This window comes from Sphingobium sp. Z007, from assembly GCF_900013425.1.
Lineage (GTDB): Bacteria > Pseudomonadota > Alphaproteobacteria > Sphingomonadales > Sphingomonadaceae > Sphingobium.
Genome location: NZ_FBXK01000002.1, coordinates 179020 through 201593 on the forward strand (window position 1 = coordinate 179020; position 22574 = coordinate 201593).

At 62.5% G+C, this 22574-nt stretch carries 25 protein-coding genes; 19 read left to right on the plus strand and 6 right to left on the minus strand.

Translation table 11 applies throughout. The annotated features are described in order from the left end of the window. Positions 1–38 precede the first annotated feature (38 nt). Positions 39–977, minus strand: coding sequence for a FecR domain-containing protein (locus CEQ44_RS06220; RefSeq protein ID WP_088181941.1), 939 nt, complete (start codon positions 975–977; stop codon positions 39–41). A 74-nt stretch (positions 978–1051) separates the two neighbouring features. Further along, positions 1052–1618 carry an RNA polymerase sigma factor gene (locus tag CEQ44_RS06225; RefSeq protein ID WP_254913861.1) on the minus strand — a complete coding sequence of 189 codons (567 nt, stop codon included), beginning with the start codon at positions 1616–1618 and terminating at the stop codon, positions 1052–1054. Positions 1619–1696: 78 nt separating this feature from the next. Between CEQ44_RS06225 and CEQ44_RS06230 the strand changes: the two genes are divergently transcribed. The 6 genes from CEQ44_RS06230 (at position 1697) to CEQ44_RS06255 (ending at position 8001) form a co-directional block, all read left to right on the plus strand. Next, positions 1697–2692 (plus strand): VacJ family lipoprotein, encoded by a 996-nt coding sequence (locus CEQ44_RS06230; RefSeq protein ID WP_241229492.1) that lies wholly within the window; start codon positions 1697–1699, stop codon positions 2690–2692. A 95-nt stretch (positions 2693–2787) separates the two neighbouring features. Beyond that, on the plus strand, positions 2788–3375 hold the full coding sequence (locus CEQ44_RS06235) for a CDP-alcohol phosphatidyltransferase family protein (protein ID WP_217894981.1): 588 nt from the start codon (positions 2788–2790) through the stop codon (positions 3373–3375). After that, complete coding sequence (locus CEQ44_RS06240; protein ID WP_088181944.1) at positions 3362–4534, plus strand: glycosyltransferase; 1173 nt, start codon at positions 3362–3364, stop codon at positions 4532–4534. The genes CEQ44_RS06235 and CEQ44_RS06240 overlap by 14 nt, the downstream gene beginning before the upstream one ends. Positions 4535–4573: 39 nt before the next feature. After that, the gene (locus CEQ44_RS06245; RefSeq protein ID WP_051121504.1) at positions 4574–5047 is read left to right on the plus strand and encodes an MgtC/SapB family protein; all 474 of its coding nucleotides are present in this window, start codon (positions 4574–4576) and stop codon (positions 5045–5047) included. 166 nt (positions 5048–5213) lie between these two features. Further along, positions 5214–5609: a cupredoxin domain-containing protein gene (locus CEQ44_RS06250; RefSeq protein WP_197419094.1), complete on the plus strand. Its 396-nt coding sequence runs from the start codon at positions 5214–5216 to the stop codon at positions 5607–5609. A 304-nt stretch (positions 5610–5913) separates the two neighbouring features. Beyond that, positions 5914–8001, plus strand: a complete 2088-nt coding sequence (locus CEQ44_RS06255; RefSeq protein WP_088181945.1) for a TonB-dependent siderophore receptor — start codon at positions 5914–5916, stop codon at positions 7999–8001. Between the two features lie 72 nt (positions 8002–8073). Here the strand turns inward: CEQ44_RS06255 and CEQ44_RS06260 are convergent, their stop codons facing one another. Next, the gene (locus tag CEQ44_RS06260; protein ID WP_004212919.1) at positions 8074–8472 is read right to left on the minus strand and encodes a hypothetical protein; all 399 of its coding nucleotides are present in this window, start codon (positions 8470–8472) and stop codon (positions 8074–8076) included. 528 nt (positions 8473–9000) lie between these two features. Here CEQ44_RS06260 and CEQ44_RS06270 point away from each other — a divergent pair. Both CEQ44_RS06270 and CEQ44_RS06275 read left to right on the plus strand, forming a co-directional pair. Next, complete coding sequence (locus CEQ44_RS06270; RefSeq protein WP_076605473.1) at positions 9001–9675, plus strand: YgjV family protein; 675 nt, start codon at positions 9001–9003, stop codon at positions 9673–9675. Further along, positions 9672–10271 (plus strand): GNAT family N-acetyltransferase, encoded by a 600-nt coding sequence (locus CEQ44_RS06275; protein WP_066764259.1) that lies wholly within the window; start codon positions 9672–9674, stop codon positions 10269–10271. The genes CEQ44_RS06270 and CEQ44_RS06275 overlap by 4 nt, the downstream gene beginning before the upstream one ends. A 74-nt stretch (positions 10272–10345) precedes the next feature. On the opposite strand, the gene CEQ44_RS06285 is transcribed toward CEQ44_RS06275, so the two are convergent. Beyond that, a complete protein-coding gene (locus tag CEQ44_RS06285; protein WP_088181946.1) occupies positions 10346–11110 on the minus strand; it encodes an IS6-like element IS6100 family transposase in 765 nt (254 codons plus the stop codon). Positions 11111–11276: 166 nt separating this feature from the next. Here CEQ44_RS06285 and pqqA point away from each other — a divergent pair, with 166 nt between their 5' ends. From pqqA to CEQ44_RS06320, 7 genes are read left to right on the plus strand one after another with little or no spacing between them, the layout of a single operon-like run. Next, positions 11277–11360, plus strand: coding sequence for a pyrroloquinoline quinone precursor peptide PqqA (gene pqqA, locus CEQ44_RS06290; RefSeq protein WP_125999890.1), 84 nt, complete (start codon positions 11277–11279; stop codon positions 11358–11360). 10 nt (positions 11361–11370) lie between these two features. Continuing rightward, positions 11371–12273 carry a pyrroloquinoline quinone biosynthesis protein PqqB gene (gene pqqB / locus CEQ44_RS06295; protein ID WP_066768293.1) on the plus strand — a complete coding sequence of 301 codons (903 nt, stop codon included), beginning with the start codon at positions 11371–11373 and terminating at the stop codon, positions 12271–12273. Next, the gene (pqqC, locus tag CEQ44_RS06300) at positions 12270–13019 is read left to right on the plus strand and encodes a pyrroloquinoline-quinone synthase PqqC (RefSeq protein WP_066768291.1); all 750 of its coding nucleotides are present in this window, start codon (positions 12270–12272) and stop codon (positions 13017–13019) included. Before pqqB ends, pqqC begins: the two co-directional genes overlap by 4 nt. Beyond that, positions 13019–13291, plus strand: a complete 273-nt coding sequence (gene pqqD / locus CEQ44_RS06305; RefSeq protein ID WP_066768288.1) for a pyrroloquinoline quinone biosynthesis peptide chaperone PqqD — start codon at positions 13019–13021, stop codon at positions 13289–13291. Before pqqC ends, pqqD begins: the two co-directional genes overlap by 1 nt. Next, entirely contained in the window at positions 13288–14388 is a 1101-nt protein-coding gene (pqqE, locus tag CEQ44_RS06310) for a pyrroloquinoline quinone biosynthesis protein PqqE (RefSeq protein ID WP_066768286.1), read from the plus strand. Before pqqD ends, pqqE begins: the two co-directional genes overlap by 4 nt. Then, positions 14381–15343, plus strand: coding sequence for a prolyl aminopeptidase (gene pip, locus CEQ44_RS06315; RefSeq protein ID WP_066768301.1), 963 nt, complete (start codon positions 14381–14383; stop codon positions 15341–15343). The genes pqqE and pip overlap by 8 nt, the downstream gene beginning before the upstream one ends. Further along, a complete protein-coding gene (locus CEQ44_RS06320) occupies positions 15340–16707 on the plus strand; it encodes an MFS transporter (RefSeq protein ID WP_066768284.1) in 1368 nt (455 codons plus the stop codon). Before pip ends, CEQ44_RS06320 begins: the two co-directional genes overlap by 4 nt. A 202-nt stretch (positions 16708–16909) precedes the next feature. On the opposite strand, the gene CEQ44_RS06325 is transcribed toward CEQ44_RS06320, so the two are convergent. Beyond that, the gene (locus CEQ44_RS06325; protein ID WP_066768282.1) at positions 16910–17878 is read right to left on the minus strand and encodes a tyrosine-type recombinase/integrase; all 969 of its coding nucleotides are present in this window, start codon (positions 17876–17878) and stop codon (positions 16910–16912) included. A gap of 2 nt (positions 17879–17880) precedes the next feature. Further along, on the minus strand, positions 17881–18057 hold the full coding sequence (locus CEQ44_RS24310) for a hypothetical protein (protein ID WP_156448123.1): 177 nt from the start codon (positions 18055–18057) through the stop codon (positions 17881–17883). A gap of 520 nt (positions 18058–18577) precedes the next feature. Here CEQ44_RS24310 and CEQ44_RS06330 point away from each other — a divergent pair. The 4 genes from CEQ44_RS06330 to CEQ44_RS06345 all read left to right on the plus strand — a co-directional run bounded on the left by CEQ44_RS06330 (position 18578) and on the right by CEQ44_RS06345 (position 22555). Then, on the plus strand, positions 18578–20680 hold the full coding sequence (locus CEQ44_RS06330) for a TonB-dependent siderophore receptor (RefSeq protein WP_231736719.1): 2103 nt from the start codon (positions 18578–18580) through the stop codon (positions 20678–20680). A 581-nt stretch (positions 20681–21261) separates the two neighbouring features. Beyond that, positions 21262–21546, plus strand: a complete 285-nt coding sequence (locus CEQ44_RS06335) for a hypothetical protein (RefSeq protein WP_066766221.1) — start codon at positions 21262–21264, stop codon at positions 21544–21546. 20 nt (positions 21547–21566) lie between these two features. Beyond that, the gene (locus CEQ44_RS06340; RefSeq protein WP_082733486.1) at positions 21567–21986 is read left to right on the plus strand and encodes a periplasmic heavy metal sensor; all 420 of its coding nucleotides are present in this window, start codon (positions 21567–21569) and stop codon (positions 21984–21986) included. Continuing rightward, positions 21983–22555 carry an RNA polymerase sigma factor gene (locus CEQ44_RS06345; protein WP_066766199.1) on the plus strand — a complete coding sequence of 191 codons (573 nt, stop codon included), beginning with the start codon at positions 21983–21985 and terminating at the stop codon, positions 22553–22555. Before CEQ44_RS06340 ends, CEQ44_RS06345 begins: the two co-directional genes overlap by 4 nt. Positions 22556–22574: the final 19 nt, after the last annotated feature.

Here is a 22574-nt window from a genome sequence, read left to right on the forward strand (position 1 = left end):
GAAGGACACGCTCCTGAGCCGCTGCCGGTCCGGCAACGCTAGTCGCTAGCGCCACGGACGAGACGCACAGTGCTTCCTTCCACTTTCGCATCCAACCCCGTCAGCTGCTTGAGCGTGTCGATGGCTGACGCGCCCGGTTCGATCGTGATGACGCCAGAGAAGCGTCTGCGGGCCATGTCGCGGCCGATCTCCACCCGCCGTCCTGCGTAGCGCGACACATCGGCGACGACCAGCCCGAGCGGCGCGCGATTATACACGAGCCGACCCTGCCGCCAGCTCCCGACGGCCTCGGTCGCCTGGGCAGTGATCTCCACCACACCGCGTCCCGGGTCTGCGAAAAGCGCCTTGCCCGCGTCTAGCACTACGGGTTGAGCGAACCGAACCGAGCTCACCGACACGGTCCCGGCCTGAACCGCGACCCTGAGTACACCGTTCTCCAAAGAGACATCGAACCGGGTGCCGACATCTTTGACGAGGAAGTCGGCTGCCTCGACAGTGAAGGGCGAAGCAGAATCGTGGCGCACTTCGAAGAACGCGGTCCCGGTCAACCGCACGTGGCGGGCATTGTCGGCATTGGCAACCAATGTCGATCCCGGTGCCAGTGTCGCTTTCGCACCGCTTGGTAGCGTCACAGACCTCATCTCGCCGGCGGCAGTGCGATAGGTCGGCGAGGGGGTCGGCGCGTCAAAGCGCAGAAGCGGCAGTGATACGATGGCCACGGCCGAGGCTGCAACGGCGCCCGCGACGATGCGCCAGCGCAGCCATTTGCGTGCGCCTTTGTTTTTGACCGCGCGCGGAAGAAGAGCGGGCCGTAGGCGATCGATCTCTTCATCAAGCAGCGCAATCTCGTTATAACACGCACGATGCTCAGGATTCGCAGCTAGCCAGCGAGTAAAGCCATCCCAGTCAAAGTCGTCGCGATGCTGTCCCTGATGCCACAGCGCGGCCTGCTCGTAGATGTCCTCTGTCGTGGTCATTGCGCATCGCCGCCGACGGAGCACACCGACAGCCTCCTGGTTCGAATGTAAGACGCCGAGCAAGCCATCCCGCCTCAGTCCTTCAGCGTCCGGCGAAGAAAAGCCATCGCGGTTGCCATGTGCTTCTCCACGCCGCTGCGCGTTATACCGAGCTCTCGGGCAACGTCCGCGTGCGGTAGCCCATCGAGCTTGTGAAGCCGGAACACTCGGCCGGCTGCGGGCGGAATCGCCGCGATAGCGATCTCCAGCCTTGCCGAGCGCTCCCGCTCCTCCATTGCCTGGTCGGCGCTCAGGCGCGGATCGGCTGCCTCGCTTAGGCCGGCAGCCCCATACTCCGCGTCTGACCAGTCACGGTCGCGCGTCGCGCGTCGGCGCCTCTCCCGCATCCGGTCTAGCACAAGATTCTGTGCTGCGCGGTAGAGATACGCGCGGCCATTTGCGACGGGGCTGCCGCCGGCCGCATGAACTCGCAGCCAGAGTTCCTGAAGCACGTCTTCCGCTTCGACCGGATCGCCTGTGCGCGTGACCAGAAAGCGCAGAAGCTCCGGACGGTACGCTTCGTACACGGCGGCAAGACCGGATTGCGGGGCGTGGACGAGCTTCTCCCGTTTACCTTTTTCTCCAGGGGCGTTCGGAGGCAAAAAATCAGTCCCGGCTTTTCGGCAGGTGCGGTTGCGTCCTGCGGCGGCGTCTCATTCGCAGAGGATGGCCCAAAGGCGGTGGACTTGCAACGCCCAGGTGAGCTCTTCCTGTCGAAAGGTTATGAGTTGGGCACTGCTATCGTGGCTGCGGCACTGTTTCTGCCTCCTCCAGTAATGCTGGATCAGATGGCGATCGTGCCGGTGCTTTTTCAAGAAACGGCACCTGTCGGCCATGTGCCGCAAGAGGTACCGGCTATAGGCTCCGAAGGCGAAGCAACGTCGGCAAACCCCGTTGAGGCTCCCACGCCACCGTCGTCACCGGAGGAAGGTTTGCCGATAGATATTGGCGCCGAGCAGCAGACGGTCGAACACAATGACATTGTGGTCACTGCTCGACCGGGTCATGCGCCGGGAGATCCGTTGCAAGCTGTCAACGCACAGGCATTTGCAATCACCCAGACCGTTGACAAGGCGGTCGTCGCGCCGGTGGCGATGACCTATCAACGCGCCTTGCCTGGCCCGGTTCGTGGGGCAATCCGCAATTTCTTCAATAATCTGGCTGAACCGGTTGCATTCCTCAATTTCCTCGTTCAGCTCAAACCCGGCAAGGCGGCCGAGACGGCCGGACGGTTTGCGATCAACACAACGGTCGGCGTCGCCGGGATGATCGATGTCGCCCGGAAAAAACCGTTCAAACTACCTCGTAGATCGAACGGCTTTGCCAACACACTGGGCTATTACGGCGTAAAGCCCGGCCCCTTTCTGTTCCTTCCGCTGATCGGCCCTACGACCGTCAGAGACCTCATCGGCCTTGGTATCGACCGAATGGTTCTTCCGTCGGCGTTCGGCCAGCCGTTCAACCAGCCCACCTACACGGTTCCAGCAAGCATCGTTGGGTCGCTTGATTACCGGGTCCAGTTCGACTCACAACTTCGCGAGTTGAAAGACACGCCGGACCCGTATGCTGCTTCGCGCAGGAACTATCTGGAAGGCCGCCAGGCGGAGATTGACGCTCTGCATGGGCGAACGTCACCGCAACCGATCACGCGCCGTACGCTCCCGGTTTTCCCATGATGCATGGCTCTCCTGCTCGTTCCGAACTACGCCGCATACAAGAGAATTGGCTTGCCAAGAGCGAACGACGGGTTCTCCAATGGCTTTGCGCCCGAATGCCTGCTTCCATCACGCCGGATCGCCTGACCGCCATCGGCATGATTGGAGCCACAATGGTTTTTGGCGGCTACATTGCGAGCAATCTTGGCCACCTTTGGTTACTTTTGTCCCTCGCCGGCTATGTCGTTCAATGGTTTGGGGACTCAATGGACGGAAGCCTCGCGCGGTATCGTAAGATCGAGCGCCCCTCCTACGGATACTTCATCGATCACAGTTGTGACGGGATGGCAAATCTGATGATCGTGGCCGGGATCGGCCTTTCCCCGTACGTGACCATGAACATCGCCATGGTCGCGCTGGCCGGTTACCTCTTGATGTCGGTTCACACATTCCTCGCGGCGCGAGTGATGGGCGAATTGCGACTGTCCTATCTCGCAATGGGTCCTACCGAGCTTCGCCTTTTCCTGATCCTGTTGACGATTGCGATGATGGCAATCGAGCCCGGCGGAGACCGTATCTGGACGATACCGGCACTAGACGCTCTGGTAGGATTCATCGGCGCCGCGCTGATTTGCCTATTTATAGTGCAAACCTTGCTAGTGGCTAGAACACTTGCTCGTGTCGATTCAAATGCGGATCGTTGATGTCAATGAGTACTACTGCCCGACAGGAGGTGGGGTTCGAACGTACATCGACCGGAAAATGCGACTCCTGGCTGATCTTGGTCACGAACTTATTGTCATCGCACCCGGCCATGAGTATCGTCTCGAACACCGCCCCGGCGGGGGGCGCGTTTTCTGGGTAGCCGCACCCCGCCTTCCGTTCGACCGAAGCTACGGGATGTTCTGGGATGGGGCTCCGGTAACGGCACTGCTCGATGAACTAAATCCCGACGTCGTCGAGACAAGCTCGCCGTTTCGCCCCGCATGGATCGTCGCCAACTGGAGAGCGCCCGCGGCTAAAGTCTTCTTCGCACACAATGACCATATGACTGCCTACGCGCAGCGTTGGGTGGGACGACTGGCCTCGCGGCAAAAAGTTGAGAGTTGGTTTGGGTGGTACACCCGCTACCTTGCTCACTTCCTCGACAGGTTCGATGCCTTTGTCACGAATGGCAGGACGCTCGACCGTTGGTATTCCGGCCGCGGACTTCAGGTCGATGCACCGCTTCCGCTCGGCGTGGAAGGCGGCGTTTTCGCCCCGCATCTTCGAGATGAACAACTACGGGCAGCGCTACTGGGCGAGTGCCACCTTCCGCCTTGTGCGCATTTACTTATCGGGGTCGGGAGGCATCACCCGGAGAAGCGCTGGCCGATGGTTATTGATGCGGTTGAACAAGCCGGCCAATCGGCACCTATTGGGCTCATCCTCCTTGGCGACGGCGTCGATCGACCCAAAATCTTCAGCCGCGTCGCTGGCAATCCCCACATCCGGCTGTTTAAGCCGATCTTCGAGCGTGAGCGATTTGCATCCGTGTTGGCCAGCGCAGATGCGCTCGTGCACGGATCGGATACCGAACCTTTTGGTCTCGTTGCCTTAGAAGCCATCGCGTCAGGGCTGCCGTTGATTGTTCCTAACGAGGGAGGGTCAGCGGAATTTGCAGCACCAAGCCATTCCGAATCCTATAATGCGCGTGACGCGAAATCCTGCGCAGCGGCGATCCTGCGCCTGTTGGCGCGGGATTCCGTACAGTTACGTTCGGCAACCCTGGATGCAGCAGGAAGAGTTCGTACGGATCTCGATCACCTAATTGATCTACTGGATTATTATAATCAGCTACTCTTACGACGATCGATTTCATGATAAATTTCGCGAAAAAAAATGAAGCAAGGGTTGTAGTCATTGACGTATCTTACGGAAAACATTCCCTGGTGGCTTGATATAGCGCGCATCCTACTGGCAGGGTTGCTGGGTGCCATAATTGGCTGGCAACGTGAGCACCACGGCAGGGAAGCCGGAATCCGAACCTACATGGCTGCTTCGCTAGGAGCCTGCGCCTTCGGACTTGTGTCGAACGCCATCGGGGACCAAGGTCGCATCTCTGCGGGAATTGTTACTGGAGTAGGATTCATTGGCGCCGGCATCATCCTGCGCGACGCTGGGCGCGTGACGGGGCTCACAACGGCAGCTACGCTCTGGGCGTCTGCAGCGGTCGGGTTAAGCGCCGCGTACGGGATCTATCATCTGGCTGTCATAACCGCTCTGATGCTTCTTCTGATCCTTGAGCTGCCTCGCATGCCTGGGTGGACGCGGGTTTCGCACCGAGCCCGCTTGCATGTACACCATTCGGATTCCGACGACGAACCTACTCGATGAACATCACCTTGCACGCCGAAGCAGGCCAATCGGCTCGGAATCTAGCGCCGTGGAAGTTGGAATTGACGTCCCTTTCTCGGGATTTTCGCTTCGATGCAGCTTTTGAACGGCCAAATGAGCCTGCGGCTCAATCCGTGCTATGATACGCTTGTACTGGGGATGTTCGATGCGCTCGCTAAGCCTCGCTGTTTGCGGCCTTCTTCTCGCGGGGCCTGGCTTTGCTCAATCGCCGAACTGGTTGAACGCCCGGACGATCGAAATCGACATGAAGAATTTCGCTTTCGTTCCAGCCACGATCACGCTTCAACGCGGTGTTCCCTACCGCTTGCGCTTTGTTAACACGGCAGGGGGCGGCCACAATTTTGTCGCCAAGGCCTTTTTCGAGCAAGCCAGTATTGCCCCTGCCAGCCGGTCGACGATCAACAAGGGTGAGGTCGATCTGGGAGGCGGAGAAAGCGGGGACGTGCGCCTGGTTGTCAACCGGATCGGAACCTACGACGTGCATTGTTCGCACTTCATGCACTCGATTTTCGGCATGAAAGGCAAGATCGTCGTCCGGTGAGCGTCACTGGCTCGGCTCTCTTCCATGTCATGGCTGAGGACGTTCGGCGTAATGCAACGGCAAAGCCAACTCAGGCTCTGATAAGTGATCTCGTCGGGCTTCGTAACATTGCCGTAGTCCGTTTCGCTGGCCTCATATTTTAGAGAGCAAGTCAACGGGCCCGACAGCGACCACCCCGAAGGGCTATTGCGACGCACTCTCAAATCACCTATTGCGTTGGTGAGAGAGATTCGCAAAAGGGTCAACGGTGAGAAATCTTGGTATTGGAACTGCACTCGGCTTCGGGCTGCTCACCGTCCCGGCAATGGCTCAAGACCAGTTCCTGCCGGGACCCGGCAGCACCTCGCAAACGATCATCGTGACCGGCGTCCGCGACGGCTATCAGATCGATGCGACCAGCACCGCCACGCGCACACCGACCGAGCTCAACGATGTCCCCCAAGCGGTCTCGATCATCACGGAAACGCAGATCGACGACCAGGCGATGCGCTCTATTGCCGATGTACTACGCTATGTCCCCGGCGCCGTAATCTCCCAAGGTGAGGGACACCGCGATCAGATCATCCTGCGCGGGAACAGCAGCACCGCAGACTTCTTCGTCGATGGCTTGCGGGACGACGTGCAATATTATCGCGGCCTCTACAATGCAGAGAGGATCGAGGTTCTGAAAGGTCCCAACGCGATGATCTTCGGGCGCGGCGGCGGCGGGGGCGTAATCAACCGCGTCACCAAGCGCCCTGTCGCCAACGCCTTCATCAGCGGCAGCGGTTCGGCGGACACATATGGCGCATGGTATGTCGACGCCGACATCAGTCAGCCACTCAGCGAGTCCGTCTCCACCCGGATGAACGCCGTTTACGAGGAGTTCCGAAACAATCGCGACTTCTATGACGGGCGCCGGGTTGCGATCAACCCGACCGTCGCGCTCTCGCTCGGCGGTGCGACTCGGATCGATCTGGGCTTCGAATATAACAGCGACAAGCGAACGATCGACCGAGGCGTCCCCTCGGCCGTTCAGGGCTCGCTGACGAGCCCGTCACGCCCGCTCACCGGCGCCCGCGACACCTTCTTCGGTGTGCCGGGATTCAACGTCAGCGATTTCGAGGCCAAGGTCCTGAATGGGCGCGTCGAGCACCGCTTCAGCGACAATCTGACCCTGACCAGTCGGGTCCTGTATGGTGATTACGACAAGCTCTATCGGAACGCCTTTCCGGTCACCCCGGTCACGTCGCGCGGCGGCGTCCAGAGCGTCGGCCTCGAAGCGTATAGCGATCCCACGACACGCAAGAACCTGCTCAACCAGAACGACCTTGTTTGGAGGGTCACCACTGGACCCGTCCGCCACGTGCTGCTCGCTGGCTTCGAAATTAGCGACCAGCGCACGCGCAACCAGCGGATCAACGGCTTTTTCGGGGGTGGTGATATCGTCAACGGGGGGCGGCGCGTCTTTGTCGGGTTGGCCGACCCGATCACGGTGCCGCCGGTCACGCTGCGCACCACTCCCAATACCGGCTACCGGTCAATCCGCACGAACGCCGACGCCGCCGCCTTCTATGTGCAGGACCAGATCTCGATCGGCGACCATGTCGATCTGATCGGCGGCGTTCGCCGCGACCGCTTCACGCTTAACGTCGACGACCTGGTTGCCGGGCAGAGCTATCGCCGGACCGACACGCTTTGGTCTCCCCGAGTGGGCGTGGTGCTCAAGCCGGTGCAACCTGTCTCGATATACGCCAGCTATAGCCGGTCCTTCCTGCCGCAGTCGGGGGATCAATTCTCATCGCTCGATGTCACCAGCGCCGCGCTGGAGCCGGAGAGGTTCGACAATTACGAGCTTGGCCTCAAATGGGATATCCGCCCGACGCTGAACCTGACCGCCGCCATCTACCAGCTTGACCGCACCAACACCCGCGCGGCCGACCCCAATGACCCCGCACGGACGGTGCTCACGGGCACGCAGCGCAGCAAAGGGCTCGAACTCGGCCTTAGCGGCGCGATCACACCCCAGTGGCAGATCAGCGCGGGCTATGCGCTGCAGGACGCGACAATTCGCAAAACGACGAGTGCCGCCCCGGCCGGGCGCGAGGTTCCGCTGGTTCCAAAACAACAGGCTTCGCTCTGGACGCGTTACGACCTCACCCCACGCTTGGGGGCCGGCGCCGGTGTCTACCACCAGTCGAAAAGCTTCACGTCCATCAGCAACACCGCCATCCTGCCCGCCTTCACCCGCGTCGATGCCGCCGCATTCTTCAAGCTCACCCCCCAGATCGAGGCGCAAATCAACGTCGAGAATCTGCTTAACAGCGATTATTTCTCGTCCGCCTACAACGACAACAACATCATGCCCGGCGCGCCGACGACGGTGCGCGCAACGGTTAGAATGAGATTATAACGGTGTTGGCCAACTTGGTCGGGTGCGGATCAAGCCGCCCTCGCAAAAGTCGGTGAGACGCCGCTGGCCGGTTTAGAAACCAGTCTTCGCCGATGGATCACAGGACTGGCGCATGAACTCCAGGGCATCACCGACGCGGCGCACCGCGTCGTTGTCCCCGACGAATATATCGAGACCCTCGTAGGGCTGCGCGCCCCCTTTGATCTCCACCGACGCCTGGGGCGCGTTGGCCGAGTAAAGCGGTCGGATCGCAACCACCTGATCTAGTTTCACGCTGAGGGCGCTTTTGTCGGCGAGCGTGAGCGTAACGAGGCAACCACCTTTCACTCCTACGCTCGTGATCCTGCTGTTCCGCACGAAACCCGGCCAAGGCTTTGCGACGGCTGTGCCGCGGGTCAGCATGTCCTGGACGAACTTCGACGCACCCGCGGCGGTTCGTGGTTTGGCGGGCACCACCTGCTGAGCCGCCACGGGCGCTGCGCTTCCGAGCGAAAGTGCGTAGATCAATAGGTCAGGACGATGGGGCATCAGTGAACTTTAGCCGACCTTAGTCCTGCGTGGCGATAGGCGGAGGCGGCGCGGGCGCCTGATGCCGGGCGGGAAACAACGGCACGCCACCCCTATGATGGCCGTAGCCGTAATCACCTACGTCGAGCTGGAGAAGGCAATTCGCATAGCTCTCCGTTCCAGGCTGGAAGCCGTAGCTCGCACACGCCGCCCGATGGCGAGCGGCCATTTCTCGCGGACTGACGCAGCCAGAAAGCACGAGCGACGTCGAGATGGCGAGAAGCTTGAAAGCGTCACGCACCATTGTCCTGGTCCAAACAAGGGCGGAACCCAAGGGGAAGAGCGCCGCGCTGGACGCAGAATGAACCAGTCCTCGTCAAAAGCCAAATGCCATTGTGGCCGGGACTCGCGATGGGAAAGCGGTCGACGACAACGCCACATTAACCTTCTTCCTTCACGGTGGAAGCCGGACCAACCCCGACGCGAGCGTGCATGTCGCTTTTCCTCGATCAAACGTTTGCGAGCACCGGGTTAGCTGCGATCCTATTCGGGGCTGTTGGTCTCGGCTGCGTGGTGAGCTGGCCGCTCCTACCCTCGCGCCGGGGAGCGCTCATGGTGCAGGGCGCGGGCGCGGGCGCATTCGCGCTTCACTTCGCGCTGATCGGCGCGCCTACCGCTTCGGCCGCATGCGTTCTTTCCCTGATGCAGCTCACCGTCGCGCTGGTGGTTCGTGACCGGGTTGCCAAGCTCGCGCTCGACGGCGCGACGTTGCTCGCGCTGCTGTTGCTCACCGTGGCGACCTGGCATGGAATCCTGTCCGGCCTTGCCGCTTGCGGCGGTGCATCTTCTTTCATTGCGCGGACCCAGCGATCAACGACGCGGATGAAGATCGTCTTTCTCGTGGCCGCGCCCTTCTGGCTGGCCCACAATCTTCTCATTGGCGCACCGTTCGCCTTGGCCGTTGATCTTGTATCGGTCGCGGGGAATCTGCTCGGGCTTTTTGCCTTTTGGAAGCGGGAACAGCGTCAAGCGGACGGGCCGCGCAGCCTCAGCTATCCGGCGCGGCTTTCCCCACGTCACGCTTTCCGCTCTGGTCACCTTTCCCTCGGCAAACTCGCGATCTCAAAGCGCGCGCGCGCGTTACAGGGAGTCCAGATCCTCACATGACACAGGTAATATACGCGCGCCCACTCCCGCCGGCGCGTTCGATAGCTCAAGTAGGCGGAAAGCAGAGCTGGAGCGAGCTACGGCCGGCGAACCTTGACGACGCTAAAGCTTTGGTACGCTTGAAGATCGCCCTCGCTCGCGAAGCGGAACATATGATCTTCGATGTCCGGGATCGAGGGGAACTCCTGCGCCGCACAACTGCCGAACTAAACGCCGCCGTAGCCGGCGAGCGAGGCATCTTCGTCCTGCAACGCATAGGCGACCTCGTCGGCTACATAGATGTACGGAGCGTGTGCATCGAAGGCGCTGCAGAATTTGCCTCTTTTGATCTGGCTATCCGGACACGGTGGCAGGGACGTGGGCTTGGAGCAAGCCTGGTGAAGTCCGCCGAGGAATGGGTACGTCGCCGTGGCTTGCTCTTCCTGATCTTCCACGTCGCTGTTCGCAACGACCGGGCGTTCGCATTTTATGAACGGCTTGGCTATACCGTGTGCGGAGATGTTGTGGCAGCCAATAAAGAATCAGGCGTTATTGGCGATTACTACGCGATGGGCCGAATGCTCGATGCTGATGCTGAGGAGGATGCGTTAGCGTGATGCATAACTATCATCCCGCCGGCTCTGTTGCAAAGATTGGCGGCAGTCAGAGGTAGGCTGTCGCTCTGCGCCGATCAGGCGGCTGCTGCGAAATGGTGGTTGAGCATGCCCATGGCCTCCGTCAGCGCCGAGGGCCCAATGCCAAAAGCTCTCTCCACAAGGCGCACCTCGCCCCTGATGCCGGGCTGCAGGCACCAGGGGCGAGCCTGTCCTTTGCGCAGGGCTCGCATGACTTCGAATCCCTTGATCGTGGCATAGGCCGTGGGGATCGATTTGAAACCGCGCACCGGCTTGATCAGTATCTTGAGCTTTCCGTGATCGGCCTCGATCACGTCATTGAGATACTTCACCTGCCGGTGGGCCGTCTCCCGGTCCAGCTTTCCTTCGCGCTTCAATTCGGTGATCGCTGCACCATAGCTCGGCGCTTTGTCGGTATTGAGCGTGGCAGGCTTTTCCCAGTGCTTCAGGCCTCGCAGGGCCTTGCCCAGGAACCGCTTCGCTGCCTTGGCGCTGCGGGTCGGCGACAGGTAGAAATCGATCGTGTCGCCCCGCTTGTCGACTGCCCGGTACAGGTAGGTCCACTTGCCCCGCACCTTGACGTAGGTTTCATCCAGGCGCCAGCTCGGATCAAAGCCACGCCGCCAGAACCAGCGCAGCCGCTTCTCCATCTCCGGGGCGTAGCACTGGACCCAGCGATAGATCGTCGTATGGTCGACCGAAATGCCGCGTTCCGCCAGCATTTCCTCAAGGTCGCGATAGCTGATCGGATAGCGACAATACCAGCGCACCGCCCACAGGATCACATCACCCTGGAAATGGCGCCACTTGAAATCCGTCATCGTTCCGTCCGTCCAATCTCCGCCAAGCATGCTCAAGCTTCACGATTTTTGCAACAGAGCCGCTGCGGGGCAGCCATCAGCGGCCCCGGCGGACCGCTAAGTTCTTGCATGATCGCAAATGCTAGTATACCTTGGTTCCGCTCATCACAAGAGTCAGGAGATGGATATGGCTTGGAAGAAACCCGAAATCCGTGAAATCGCGCTCGGCGCGGAGATCAACTGCTATGCCTGCGCCGAACTGAGCGCCTAAGCATCACTCCATGAAGATCATTATGCTGGGGGCAGCCGCCGGCGGTGGCTTCCCCCAGTGGAATTCCAATGCCGGTGGGTGCCGTCGCGCCCGCAGCGGCGACCCCCTAGCGAAATCGCGAACCCAGACCAGCGTCGCGGTTAGCCGTGACGGGGAGCGCTGGTTCGTGCTCAACGCATCGCCCGATCTGCGCCAGCAGATCAACGACACGCCGGCGCTGCACCCGCGCGATGGCCTTCGGCATACGCCGATCGCGGGCGTCGTGCTTACCGGCGGCGATGTGGATGTAGTCGCGGGGCTTCTGACCCTACGCGAGCGCCAGCCCTTCACGCTCCACGCTTCGCACCGGATTCATGACGTGCTCGACGCCAATCCGATCTTCGAGGTGCTCGCGCGCGATGTCGTGACGCGCAGCGTCGAGCAACTCGGCGTGCCTTTCACGCTGGAGCCAGGATTGACCGCGCGCTTCTTCGCCGTGCCAGGGAAAGTGCCACTCTATCTCGAAAGCGGCAGCGAACCGCCGCCCATCGTCGTCGATGATACGACCGTGGGGCTAGAAATCGTCGAGGGCGACAAGCGCATGCTCTTCATTCCGGGTTGCGCGGCCATGCCCGAGGATCTGCGCGCCCAACTCGTCGGCGTCGATATCGTCTTCTTCGACGGCACGCTCTGGCGCGATGATGAGATGGTGGCCGCCGGCTTCGGTGGCAAGACAGGCCAGCGCATGGGACATATGAGCCTCTCGGGACCGCAAGGCACGATCGAGGCCTTCCGCACCGTTCCGGTGAGGCGCAAGGTCATCATTCACATGAACAACAGCAACCCCGTTCTTCTCGCCGACAGCCCGGAGCGGGCGGAAGCGGAAACCGCCGGATGGACCATCGGGGAAGACGGCATGGAATTCATGCTATGACGGAAACGGCCGCCCCCCGATTGCTGAGCGCCGATGAGTTGGAGGCCGTGATGCGCCAGATCGGCGGCGAGCGATACCATATCCACCATCCCTTCCACCGCCTGCTCCATGACGGCAAGCTCGACCCGGCGCAGGTCCAGGCATGGGCGCTCAACCGCTATTATTACCAAGCTAGCATCCCGGCGAAGGACGCGACGCTGATGGCGCGCCTGCCCACCGCCGAGATGCGCCGCGAATGGCGCCGGCGGATCGAGGATCATGACGGCGATGGCGACAAGCCCGGCGGCATCGAACGTTGGCTGAAGCTGGCCGAAGGGGTGGGACTCGACCGCGCCCTGGTCGAGAGCGCCGCCCAAATCCTGCCCGAGACGCGCTTCGCCGTGGATGCCTATGTGCACTTCGTTCGCGACAGGACGCTGCTCGAAGCCATCGCGTCCTCGCTGACCGAGCTGTTCTCGCCGACCATCATCGCCGAGCGAGTCTCCGGCATGCTCACCAACTACGACTGGATCACCGAAGAGACGCTCGCCTATTTTACCCCGCGCCTCACGCAAGCGCCGCAGGACAGCAAGTGGGCGCTGACCTATGTCAAGCAGCATGCCAATACGATCGAGAAGCAGCAGGCGGTGCTCGCCGCGCTGCGCTTCAAATGCGACGTCCTGTGGTGCCAGCTCGACGGCCTCTATCTCGCCTATGTCTCGCCAGGCATGATTCCGCCTGGCGCCTTTGTTCCGGGGGAGAGCTGATGGCGGATGGATCATCGGCTCCCGCCTTCCGGCGCGGCGTCAAGTTCCGCTTCGATTCCGTGCGCAATGCCTGGGTGCTTCTCGCGCCCGAGAAGCTGTTCATGCCCGACGAGATCGCGGTCGAGATCCTAAAGCTGGTCGGTGGCGCACGAACCATTGATGCGATCGTGGAGGATCTCGCCGCGAGCTTCGATGCGCCGCGCGACGTGATCGCGACCGATGTCATCGCGGCTCTTGAGGATCTCTCGACACGAGGCGCCGTAGAGCTATGAACGTGCCGCCGCCGCCGATGGGGCTGATCGCGGAGCTGACCCACCGCTGCCCCCTGCAATGCGCCTATTGCTCCAACCCGCTGCAGATGGATGCGCCAAAATCCGAGCTAGCAACGGCGGAATGGCTGCGCGTGCTCGACGAAGCCGCCGCCATCGGTATCTTGCAAGTGCATTTCTCGGGCGGCGAGCCCATGGCACGGCGCGACCTGCCGCAGCTTGTGGCTCATGCCAACCGGGCAGGGCTCTATACTAACATCATCACGTCGGGCGTCCTGCTGACCGACGAGGTGATGGCGGTGCTGCTCGACGCCGGCATCGATCATATCCAGCTCAGCTTTCAGGATTCGAGCCACCAGGGCGGCGACAGGATCGGCGGCTATCGCGGCGGGCATGCGAAGAAGCTGGAGGCGGCGCGGCGCATTCGCGAGGCGGGCCTGCCGCTCACCACTAATTTCGTGATCCACCGCCAAAACATCGAACGCGTCGAGGACATGATCGCGCTCGGCGAGGCTTTAGGCGCCGAGCGGATGGAGATCGCCCACACGCAATATTATGGTTGGGCGCTGCTCAACCGGAACGCGCTCCTGCCGAGCCGCGACCAACTCGATTTCGTGAACACCGTGGTGGACGCGTCACGCGAGCGGCTCCGGGGCCGGATCGTGATCGACTATGTGGTGCCCGATTATTATGCGGCCCGGCCCAAAGCCTGCATGGGAGGCTGGGGCAACCGCTTCATCAACATTTCCCCCTCCGGCAAAGCCCTCCCTTGCCATGCCGCCGAAACGCTGCCCGGCTTCACCTTCCCCTCGGTTCGCGATTCTAGCCTCGCCGAGATCTGGACGGCTTCAGATGCCTTCGCCCGGTTCCGAGGCACTGAATGGATGCCGGAGGTGTGCAGGAGCTGCGATCGGCGCGAGATCGATTGGGGCGGCTGCCGTTGCCAGGCGCTCGCGATCGCCGGCGATGCCGCGCTGACTGATCCGGCCTGCCATCGCTCGCCGCATCATCATCTGATGGGTGAGGCAATCGCAGCGGCGGGCGGCCACGCCGGGCTGGACCTCGTGCCGCGCAGGCTGCAACAAGCAGCCCATAACTGAGCTGCGCACCTTCTATCCCGAGATCGAACCCTATGAGAGCGGCACGCTCGACGTAGGCGACGGGCACGTCCTCTATTACGAGCGCAGCGGTACGCCTGGCGCCAAGCCGGCCGTTTTTCTCCACGGTGGGCCTGGCGGCGGTATCTCGGCCCGCCACCGGCGGCTTTTCCACCCCGACCATTATGACGTGATGCTTTTCGACCAGCGCGGCTGCGGGAATTCGACGCCGCATGCGGGCCTAGAGGCGAACACGACGTGGCACCTTGTCGCCGACATGGAACGGCTGCGCGAAGCGATGGGCGTCGACAAATGGCTGGTCTTCGGGGGCTCCTGGGGCTCGGCGCTGGCGCTTGCCTATGCGCAGACCCATCCCCAGCATACCAGCGAACTGGTGCTGCGCGGGATCTTCACCGTGCGCGAGTCCGAGCTGCACTGGTATTATCAATTCGGCGCATCCGAGATTCATCCCGAGAAATGGGTCGATTTCGTGCGCCCGATCCCGGAGGTGGAGCGCGGCGACCTGCGCGCCGCCTATCGCAAGCGCCTCACCGGCGACGACGAAGCGGTGAGGCTCGAATGTGCGAAAGCCTGGTCGCTATGGGAAGGCCGCACCCTGACCTTGTTGCCCGATCCCGAAACCTCCGGCGGCTTTGAAGACCCGCATTTCGCGCTCGCCTTCGCGCGTATCGAGAACCACTATTTCGTTCATCATGGCTGGCTTGAGGACAACCAGCTCATCCGCGACGCCGGAAAGCTCCACGGTATTCCCGGCACCGTCGTCCAGGGCCGCTATGACCTGGCCTGCCCGACACGCACTGCCTGGGAACTGCACCAGGCTTGGCCCCAAGCGGACTTCCATCTTATTGAAGGTGCCGGGCACGCCTTCTCCGAACCGGGCATTCTCGACCGTCTGATCCGGACAACGGATCGCTATGCGGGGCTGGCGGAGACGTGAGCGACGCGGCGGCTGTCAGGGCTTCCACAACCGCAACCGCTGACGGGCTTGCGGCGCCGCGCCGCTATTGGGCGCTGACAGGCCTGTGGCTGGCCATGGCCATGACGGTGATCGACAGCACGGCCGCCAATATCGCTCTGCCGACGATCGGGCGCGATTTCGGGGTCGGCCCCACGACGACGACATGGATCGTCACCACCTACCAGATCGCGATCGTGATGACACTGCTTGGCGCCGCGTCGCTCGGCGAACGATTGGGCTATCGACAGATATACATGGGCGGGCTCGCGCTGTTCATACTGATGTCGGCCGCTTGCGCAAGCGCACGCAGCCTCGAATGGCTCGCGTTCTTCCGCTTCGCGCAGGGGCTGGGGGCTGCCGCGGTCATGGGCGTGAATGGCGCGCTGATCCGCCTCACCTGGCCCAAGGAACTGCTCGGGCGAGGGCTGGGGTATAATGGCGTGGTCATCGCCGGAACTGCGGCGGCTGGACCGGCGCTGGCTGCTTTCCTGCTGTCGATCGGCGACTGGCATTGGCTCTTTCTGGTGAATATTCCCGTGGGGCTGCTCTCGCTGGCGCTGGCGGCCCGCTTCGCCCCCGACCGTCCGCCTGAGACCGACAAATTCGACACGGCTAGCGCGCTGCTGAGCGCGACCGCATTCGGGGCGCTGTTCCTGGCGATCTCGCGAGTCATCCACGACCGCTGGTCGCCCCTTACCGCCGGCCTGCTGCTCGCCAGCGCCGTGGCGGGCGGCGCCATGCTGCGCCGGGCACGGACAAGCACCAGACCGATGATCCCCCTAGACCTGATCGGCCACCCACGTCTGCGGCTTGCCTATGCCGCGTCGATATGCGCGTTCGCGGCGCAAATGTGTCTGCTGGTGTCTATGCCCTTCCTGCTCGAAGGCGAGCGGGGCTTGAGCGTCGCCACAGTGGGGCTGCTCATCCTGCCCCTGCCACTCGCTACCGCACTCAGCTCGCCTCTTGCCGGAAGGTTCGCCGACAGGTCATGGGCCGGGGCCATGAGCGCCGGCGGCCTGTGCCTGCTCGCGGCAGGGCTGCTGGTCCTCGCCTTCGCGCTGCGGTCTACGCCGCCGCTGCCGCTTGTCGGCGCTGCGATGGCATTATGCGGTGTCGGCTTCGGCCTGTTCCAGGTGCCCAACAACAATGTCATGCTGCGCACCGGCCCGGTAACGCGCGCGGGCGCCGCCGCCGGCATGCTGACGCTCTGCCGACTGACCGGCCAGACCGGCGGCACGTTGATCGCCGCCGTGTCCTTGTCGATGACAGGGGAGGGGACTATTCCGGCGCTGATCGGAGCGGCGCTGGCGCTTTGCGCAGCCGCCTTCGCACGCGGACGCTAATAGACGCGCATGCGCGGCCCCGTCATCAGCGGGCTTCGGCCGATAAGCTGGCGGCTCGCGAGCGTCGTCGCGTTCGTCGCCGCCTACGCTCGCCACCAACCGCTCGAGATCCTTGGCGGATAGATCAGGATTACACTGCATCAGCTTCTGGATGAGTTCTGAACGAATCATGCCTCCTCCAATCAGAGCGCAGCGACAACGCCTAGATCAACACCCGTTCCACCTCATCCAGCGTCACGTCGTCGGGACGGCGATCGTAAAGCTGGGTGGTGCGCGTGGAGGCATGGTTCGCCATCGTCGCGGCGCGCTCCAACGTGCCGCCGTTCTTCAGGTAGGCGGTGATCCCTGTCGCGCGGAACGAATGGTTGCCGATCGCCGTCTCGATCCCGGCCGCCGCGGCGCGCCGTCGCACCATCTGAAACGCGCTCGCCTGGGGCAGGGGGGTGTCGCTTAGTCGCCTGGTGCCCCGCGCGATCGTGCGGAACAGCGGCCCTTTGCGATCCTCGCGTAGATCGCAGCCATCGATGTAGGCGGTCATATACTCTTCCAGATTGTGGTGGCAGGGCATTTCGTGCCGCTTGCCGCCCTTCTCGTGCAGCCGAACCCATAGCCGCCGATTCTGCACGAACACGTCCTCAACCCGCATCGCCAGCGCCGCGCCTATCCGCGCGAACGAATAGACCATCAGCCCGATCAGCGCCCGATCGCGAAGCCCGGCGGGCGTGGTCACGTCGATCGCATCGAGCAGCCGCCGCGCCTCGTCGGGGGCCAGCACGGGGGTCTTGCCGCGCCGCACGCTGTGCGCCGGCCCGCGCACCGACGCTGCCGGGTTCGTCGGCACCACTTGGCCCGTCACCAGCCAATCGAACAGGTGGCGCACGCCGGCGAGCTGCTGCTTGACCGTGGGCGCGCTCACCTCGCGCCCCAGCGCCTCGATCCATGCCGCAACGTGGAGCGGCTGCACCGCGGCGACCGACACGACTCCGCGCGCATCGCACCATGCCAAAAACTCACTCGCGGCACGCGCGTAGGCGCGCCGCGTATGCGCGTTGCGGATGGTGACCGCGAAGAACTCAAGGAAGCGGCGTTGCGTGGCGTTGTCGGCCGATGCGACCAGCGCCGGCAGCGCCAACGCGGGAGCGGGAGCGGGCTGGAGGGCGAGCTGGTTCACGCCTAGAAGCTGCGCTTCTCGATCGCTGCCAGCACCTCGGGCTCGGTGGCAAGCCGGCGGCTGGTATCGACCAGGCGCTCGATCCATGCGCGATTGCCCTGCTTCGCGGCCGCGCGCGCTGCCTCTTCTTTAGGCAGGTTGCTCTTGCCGCGAGTCCCGCCGCTCTCGTTGCTGCTCATGTCGGGCTTCCATCGTTCTTCGGCGGCCATTCAAGGCTGTCGATCGCCTCCTGCAAGCGGACGGCGGTTGCCACTGCGCCGGCGGCGTGAAGCTGCGCCAGCGCCTCCAGCATCAACGCGCGCGCACCGGCCAATCGCAAGGCCGGGCTGATCTGGAGGGCCTATGGGGTCCTGGTCCATAGGCCTTCATAGCGCTCCCGATACATCCGATAAAGGACATTATCACATATAGAGGCGCGACGCTAGCGAAACGACCACCGCAGGCGCCGAGATCCCGAACTCGCCCCCTAATCTGGTGAGCGACGGCAGGGCTTGCTCACCGATCTGGCGGCACACCGTTCGGGCGTCTCCAACTTAGGGGGTCGATGCGCACCATTACCTTCATCACGCACTTTCAAGTCAGACATCGGCTATTGCGAAGCAGTTGCATATATCATAGGGCGGCGCACAGATTGAGAACGATTCGCAAGGGGGTAAAATGAAAAAAAGTACATTAAGCGGCGCGTTAGGCCTTGGATTAATGGCCGTGCCCGCAACGGCCCAGGACCAGCCAGCTCCCCCGGCTACGGACGCACGCCAAACAATCATCGTCACCGGCGTCCGGGACGGCTACCAGGTCGATGCGACCAGCACCGCCACCCGCACTCCGACCAGTCTCAAGGACGTTCCACAGGCGGCATCGATCATCACCGAGGCGCAGATTGACGATCAAGCTATGCGCTCGATCGCCGACGTGCTTCGCTATGTCCCCGGCGCGGTGATATCTCAGGGTGAGGGTCACCGCGATCAGATCATTCTGCGCGGCAACAACAGCACCGCAGACTTCTTTGTCGATGGCCTGCGTGACGACGTGCAATATTACCGCGGCCTCTACAACGCAGAGCGGATCGAGGTCCTGAAAGGTCCCAACGCAATGATCTTCGGCCGCGGTGGTGGGGGTGGGATCGTCAACCGCGTCACCAAGCGCCCCGGTGCCAACGCCTTCATCAGTAGCAGCGGTTCGGCGGATACATATGGCGCATGGTATATCGACACCGACATCAACCAACCGATCAGCCAGTCCGCCTCGGCTCGACTGAACGCCGTCTATGAGGAGTTCAACAGCAACCGGGACTTCTACGACGGACGCCGGCTCGCGATCAATCCGACCTTTGCCGTATCGCTAGGCGGCACCACACGGATCGACCTGGGCTTCGAATACAACAATGACAAGCGCACGATCGATCGAGGCGTTCCCTCGGCTGCCCAAGGCTCTCTGACCAGCCCGTCACGCCCCCTTACCGGTTTTCGCGATACCTTTTTTGGTGTGCCGGGATTCAACGTCAGCGATTTCGAGGCTAAGGTCCTAAGCGGGCGCATCGAGCATCGGTTTAGCGACAACCTGACCGTAACCAGTCGCGTCCTCTACGGAGATTATGACAAGCTCTATCGAAACACTTTCGCGGTAACCCCGGCCACCCCGCGCGGCGCCGTCCAGAGCGTCGGCCTCGAGGCATATAGCGATCCCACGACGCGCAAGAACCTGCTCAACCAGAACGATCTCGTCTGGACCGTCACCACCGGCCCCGTCCGCCACGTGCTGCTCGCCGGCTTCGAATATGGCGATCAGCGCACGCGCAACCAGCGGATCAATGGCTTTTTCGGAAGTGGTGATATCGTCAATGGAGGGCGGCGCGTCTTTGTCGCGTTGGCTGACCGAATCACGGTGCCGCCAGTCACGCTGCGCACCACCGCCAACACCGGCTACCGGTCTATCCGGACAAATGCCGACGCCACGGCCTTCTATGTGCAGGACCAGATCTCGATCGGCGAACATGTCGATGTCATCGGCGGCGTTCGCCGCGACCGCTTCAAGCTCAGCATCGATGATCTCGTCGCCGGGCGGAGCTATAGCCGGACCGACACCCTCTGGTCTCCCCGCCTTGGGGTAGTGCTGAAGCCGGTGCAACCCGTCTCGATCTACGCCAGCTATAGCCGGTCCTTCCTGCCGCAATCGGGCGATCAGTTTTCATCGCTCGACATAACAACCGCCGCGCTGGAACCAGAGAAGTTCGACAATTACGAAGTCGGCCTCAAATGGGATGTTTCCCCAACGCTTAACCTGACCGCTGCCGTCTACCAGCTTGACCGCACCAACACCCGCGCAACCGATCCCAATGACGCGACGCGGACGGTGCTTACGGGCGCGCAACGCAGCAAAGGGCTTGAGCTCGGCCTCAGCGGCGCGATCACACCCCAATGGCAAATCAGCGCCGGCTACACGCTGCAGGACGCAAAAATCCGCAAGACCACGAGTGCGGCTCCTGCGGGCCGCGAGGTCCCGCTTGTGCCCAAGCAGCAGGCTTCGCTCTGGACCCGCTACGACTTCACCCCTCGCTTGGGAGCCGGGGTCGGCGTCTACCACCAGACAAAAAGCTTCACCTCCGTCAGCAATGCCGCCGTCCTGCCTGCGTTCACCCGCGTCGATGCCGCCGCGTTCTTCAAGCTCACCCCCCACATCGAGGCGCAAATCAACGTCGAGAACCTCCTCGACAGCAATTATTTCTCGTCCGCCTACAACGATAACAACATCATGCCCGGTGCGCCGACAACCGCGCGAGCGACGGTTAGAATGAGCTTTTAGACAAAGGCTTTTCCTTTGGTGCTGGATGCTTTCACCATAGTTGTTCAGCACGCACTAAACCGCCTCCTCGGCGGGGGGGCAGACACAGACATGGCCCCTCCATTTCCTCCAGAAGACGATAGTGTCGATCTATCGCCGCTGCCCGTTCTTGGACCATTCCGCTTGCCGTCACCCAACTCCTGCGGACAGCGGAATGGTCATGTGCCGCTGCCCGGCTCACGAGCAATATCGGCGGCTTGTTGCCAATCGCGCTATCTGGTCGCGACAAACGTCGACATATGCACGGCCATGCTGTTGCCCACAGCCGCCACGCACACATTGTCGCCCCCTCGCTTGACCTGACGAACACCATGGTTGCCGCCCTAGCTGCGCTCGGCCTGCCAATAGAAGGTGAATCAGGAACTTGAAAACAGCGGGACGCGTGGATCGCCGGCCTGCGTGCGAGTTGTGAACGATTGGGCGCAATGGAAGAGTGCGCCGCCGGCCCGGGGGCGTTCCGCTTCGTGACATTCGTTCACGTCGGATTCGAGGGGTGTTCGCCGGCCGTGCGTAATGAATGTTAGCACGACGGAGGAATGAACATGGATATGGATTTGGACAGCGCGTTGCGCCGCCTTGCCGAGCAGCCGCTTCATCCCCGGCTTGCTGAACTGGAAGGGGATGTCATGCGGTTGATCGCGGCGGAGCAGCACGCGGGCAGCGGAGTGACACTGCGGGCTGGCATGCTGGCAGCGGTAGGCGCAGTCGTCTTGGGAGTGGTGGGCGGCGGATTGTCATCCGCAGCGGCGACTGCGCAGATGCCGACGCTGACGCCTTTCGGACCTGCCGTGCCGCTAGCGCCTTCGACCTTGCTGGCGTTCCAATGACGAGCAGCGCCCGGAGAACGATGCTGATCGCGGCCGTCGCGTTCGTGGCGGCGGTCGCAGGCGTGTGGGCTGGACGCGAGGTGTTTCCTACGCCGACGAGCCCAGGTGTGGAGCTTCACAGCTTGCTCCACGACGGGCTCGAGTTGGACGAGGCTCAACGGACCAAGCTCGAGACGCTGGAGTCCCGCTTCACCGTTCGAAGGCGTGCCTTGGAGCTGGAACTCAGGGCCGACAACGCGCGGCTCGCCGACGCCATCGAGGCCGAACATGGTAACGGGCCGCAGGTCGCGGCGGCCGTCGATCGTTCGCACGGCTCGATGGGCGAGCTCCAAAAGGAGACGTTGAACCATATGTTCGCGATGCGGCAGATCCTGCGGCCCGACCAGGCAAGGACGTTCGACCGCGCGGTGGTGAAGGCGCTGACCGCAGACGCGCGGTGAGTCTTGAACTTTCGGCCTGCACCGACGGCGAACTCGCCGCCTTGACGCTCGCTGGACGTCAGGCCGCCTTCGCCGAGATCATGCGCCGGCACCAGGAGCCGGTCTACCGCCTGATCCGTGCACATATCGGCGACGCCGAAGAGGCGCTTGACCTCACTCAGGAATGCTTCGCGTCCGCCTTTCAGAACCTGCGAAGGTATGACGGAGATCGGCCGCTCGCTGCGTGGCTGGCCCGCGTGGCGATCAACAAGAGCCGCGACTGGCATCGGCGGCGGCGCATACGCCAGATACTATCGTTCGCCTCTTCGCTGCCGCCCGAGACGATGGAGAGTGAGTGGGACGAGGCGCCAGGCGCCGACGCGGTAACCTTCCATCGCGCTGAGCTAGCCCGGCTTTCGCGCGCGGTATCCCAGCTGCCGGCCACGCTCAAGGAGACGATCTTGCTCCGGACCGTGGAGGGCTTGTCCCAAAAGGAAACCGCCGCCGCGCTGGGGATCAGTGGCAAGGCCGTGGAGACGCGGCTCCGGCGCGCGCGTAAAAAATTGTTGGATATTCTCGATTGCGCATGAGGGGGTGGGCTGGTTCATG

Excerpts from the sequence above, each read along its gene's own strand:
- CEQ44_RS06220 (WP_088181941.1), bottom strand. The coding sequence starts at position 977 with ATGACCACGACAGAGGACATCTACGAGCAGGCCGCGCTGTGGCATCAG.
- CEQ44_RS06235 (WP_217894981.1), top strand. The coding sequence starts at position 2,788 with ATGCCTGCTTCCATCACGCCGGATCGCCTGACCGCCATCGGCATGATT.
- CEQ44_RS06240 (WP_088181944.1), top strand. The coding sequence starts at position 3,362 with ATGCGGATCGTTGATGTCAATGAGTACTACTGCCCGACAGGAGGTGGG.
- CEQ44_RS06250 (WP_197419094.1), top strand. The coding sequence starts at position 5,214 with ATGCGCTCGCTAAGCCTCGCTGTTTGCGGCCTTCTTCTCGCGGGGCCT.
- CEQ44_RS06255 (WP_088181945.1), top strand. The coding sequence starts at position 5,914 with ATGGCTCAAGACCAGTTCCTGCCGGGACCCGGCAGCACCTCGCAAACG.
- CEQ44_RS06270 (WP_076605473.1), top strand. The coding sequence starts at position 9,001 with ATGTCGCTTTTCCTCGATCAAACGTTTGCGAGCACCGGGTTAGCTGCG.
- CEQ44_RS06275 (WP_066764259.1), top strand. The coding sequence starts at position 9,672 with ATGACACAGGTAATATACGCGCGCCCACTCCCGCCGGCGCGTTCGATA.
- CEQ44_RS06285 (WP_088181946.1), bottom strand. The coding sequence starts at position 11,110 with ATGACGGATTTCAAGTGGCGCCATTTCCAGGGTGATGTGATCCTGTGG.
- pqqA (WP_125999890.1), top strand. The coding sequence starts at position 11,277 with ATGGCTTGGAAGAAACCCGAAATCCGTGAAATCGCGCTCGGCGCGGAG.
- pqqB (WP_066768293.1), top strand. The coding sequence starts at position 11,371 with ATGAAGATCATTATGCTGGGGGCAGCCGCCGGCGGTGGCTTCCCCCAG.
- pqqC (WP_066768291.1), top strand. The coding sequence starts at position 12,270 with ATGACGGAAACGGCCGCCCCCCGATTGCTGAGCGCCGATGAGTTGGAG.
- pqqD (WP_066768288.1), top strand. The coding sequence starts at position 13,019 with ATGGCGGATGGATCATCGGCTCCCGCCTTCCGGCGCGGCGTCAAGTTC.
- pqqE (WP_066768286.1), top strand. The coding sequence starts at position 13,288 with ATGAACGTGCCGCCGCCGCCGATGGGGCTGATCGCGGAGCTGACCCAC.
- CEQ44_RS24310 (WP_156448123.1), bottom strand. The coding sequence starts at position 18,057 with ATGAGCAGCAACGAGAGCGGCGGGACTCGCGGCAAGAGCAACCTGCCT.
- CEQ44_RS06330 (WP_231736719.1), top strand. The coding sequence starts at position 18,578 with ATGGCCGTGCCCGCAACGGCCCAGGACCAGCCAGCTCCCCCGGCTACG.
- CEQ44_RS06335 (WP_066766221.1), top strand. The coding sequence starts at position 21,262 with ATGGATATGGATTTGGACAGCGCGTTGCGCCGCCTTGCCGAGCAGCCG.
- CEQ44_RS06340 (WP_082733486.1), top strand. The coding sequence starts at position 21,567 with ATGCTGATCGCGGCCGTCGCGTTCGTGGCGGCGGTCGCAGGCGTGTGG.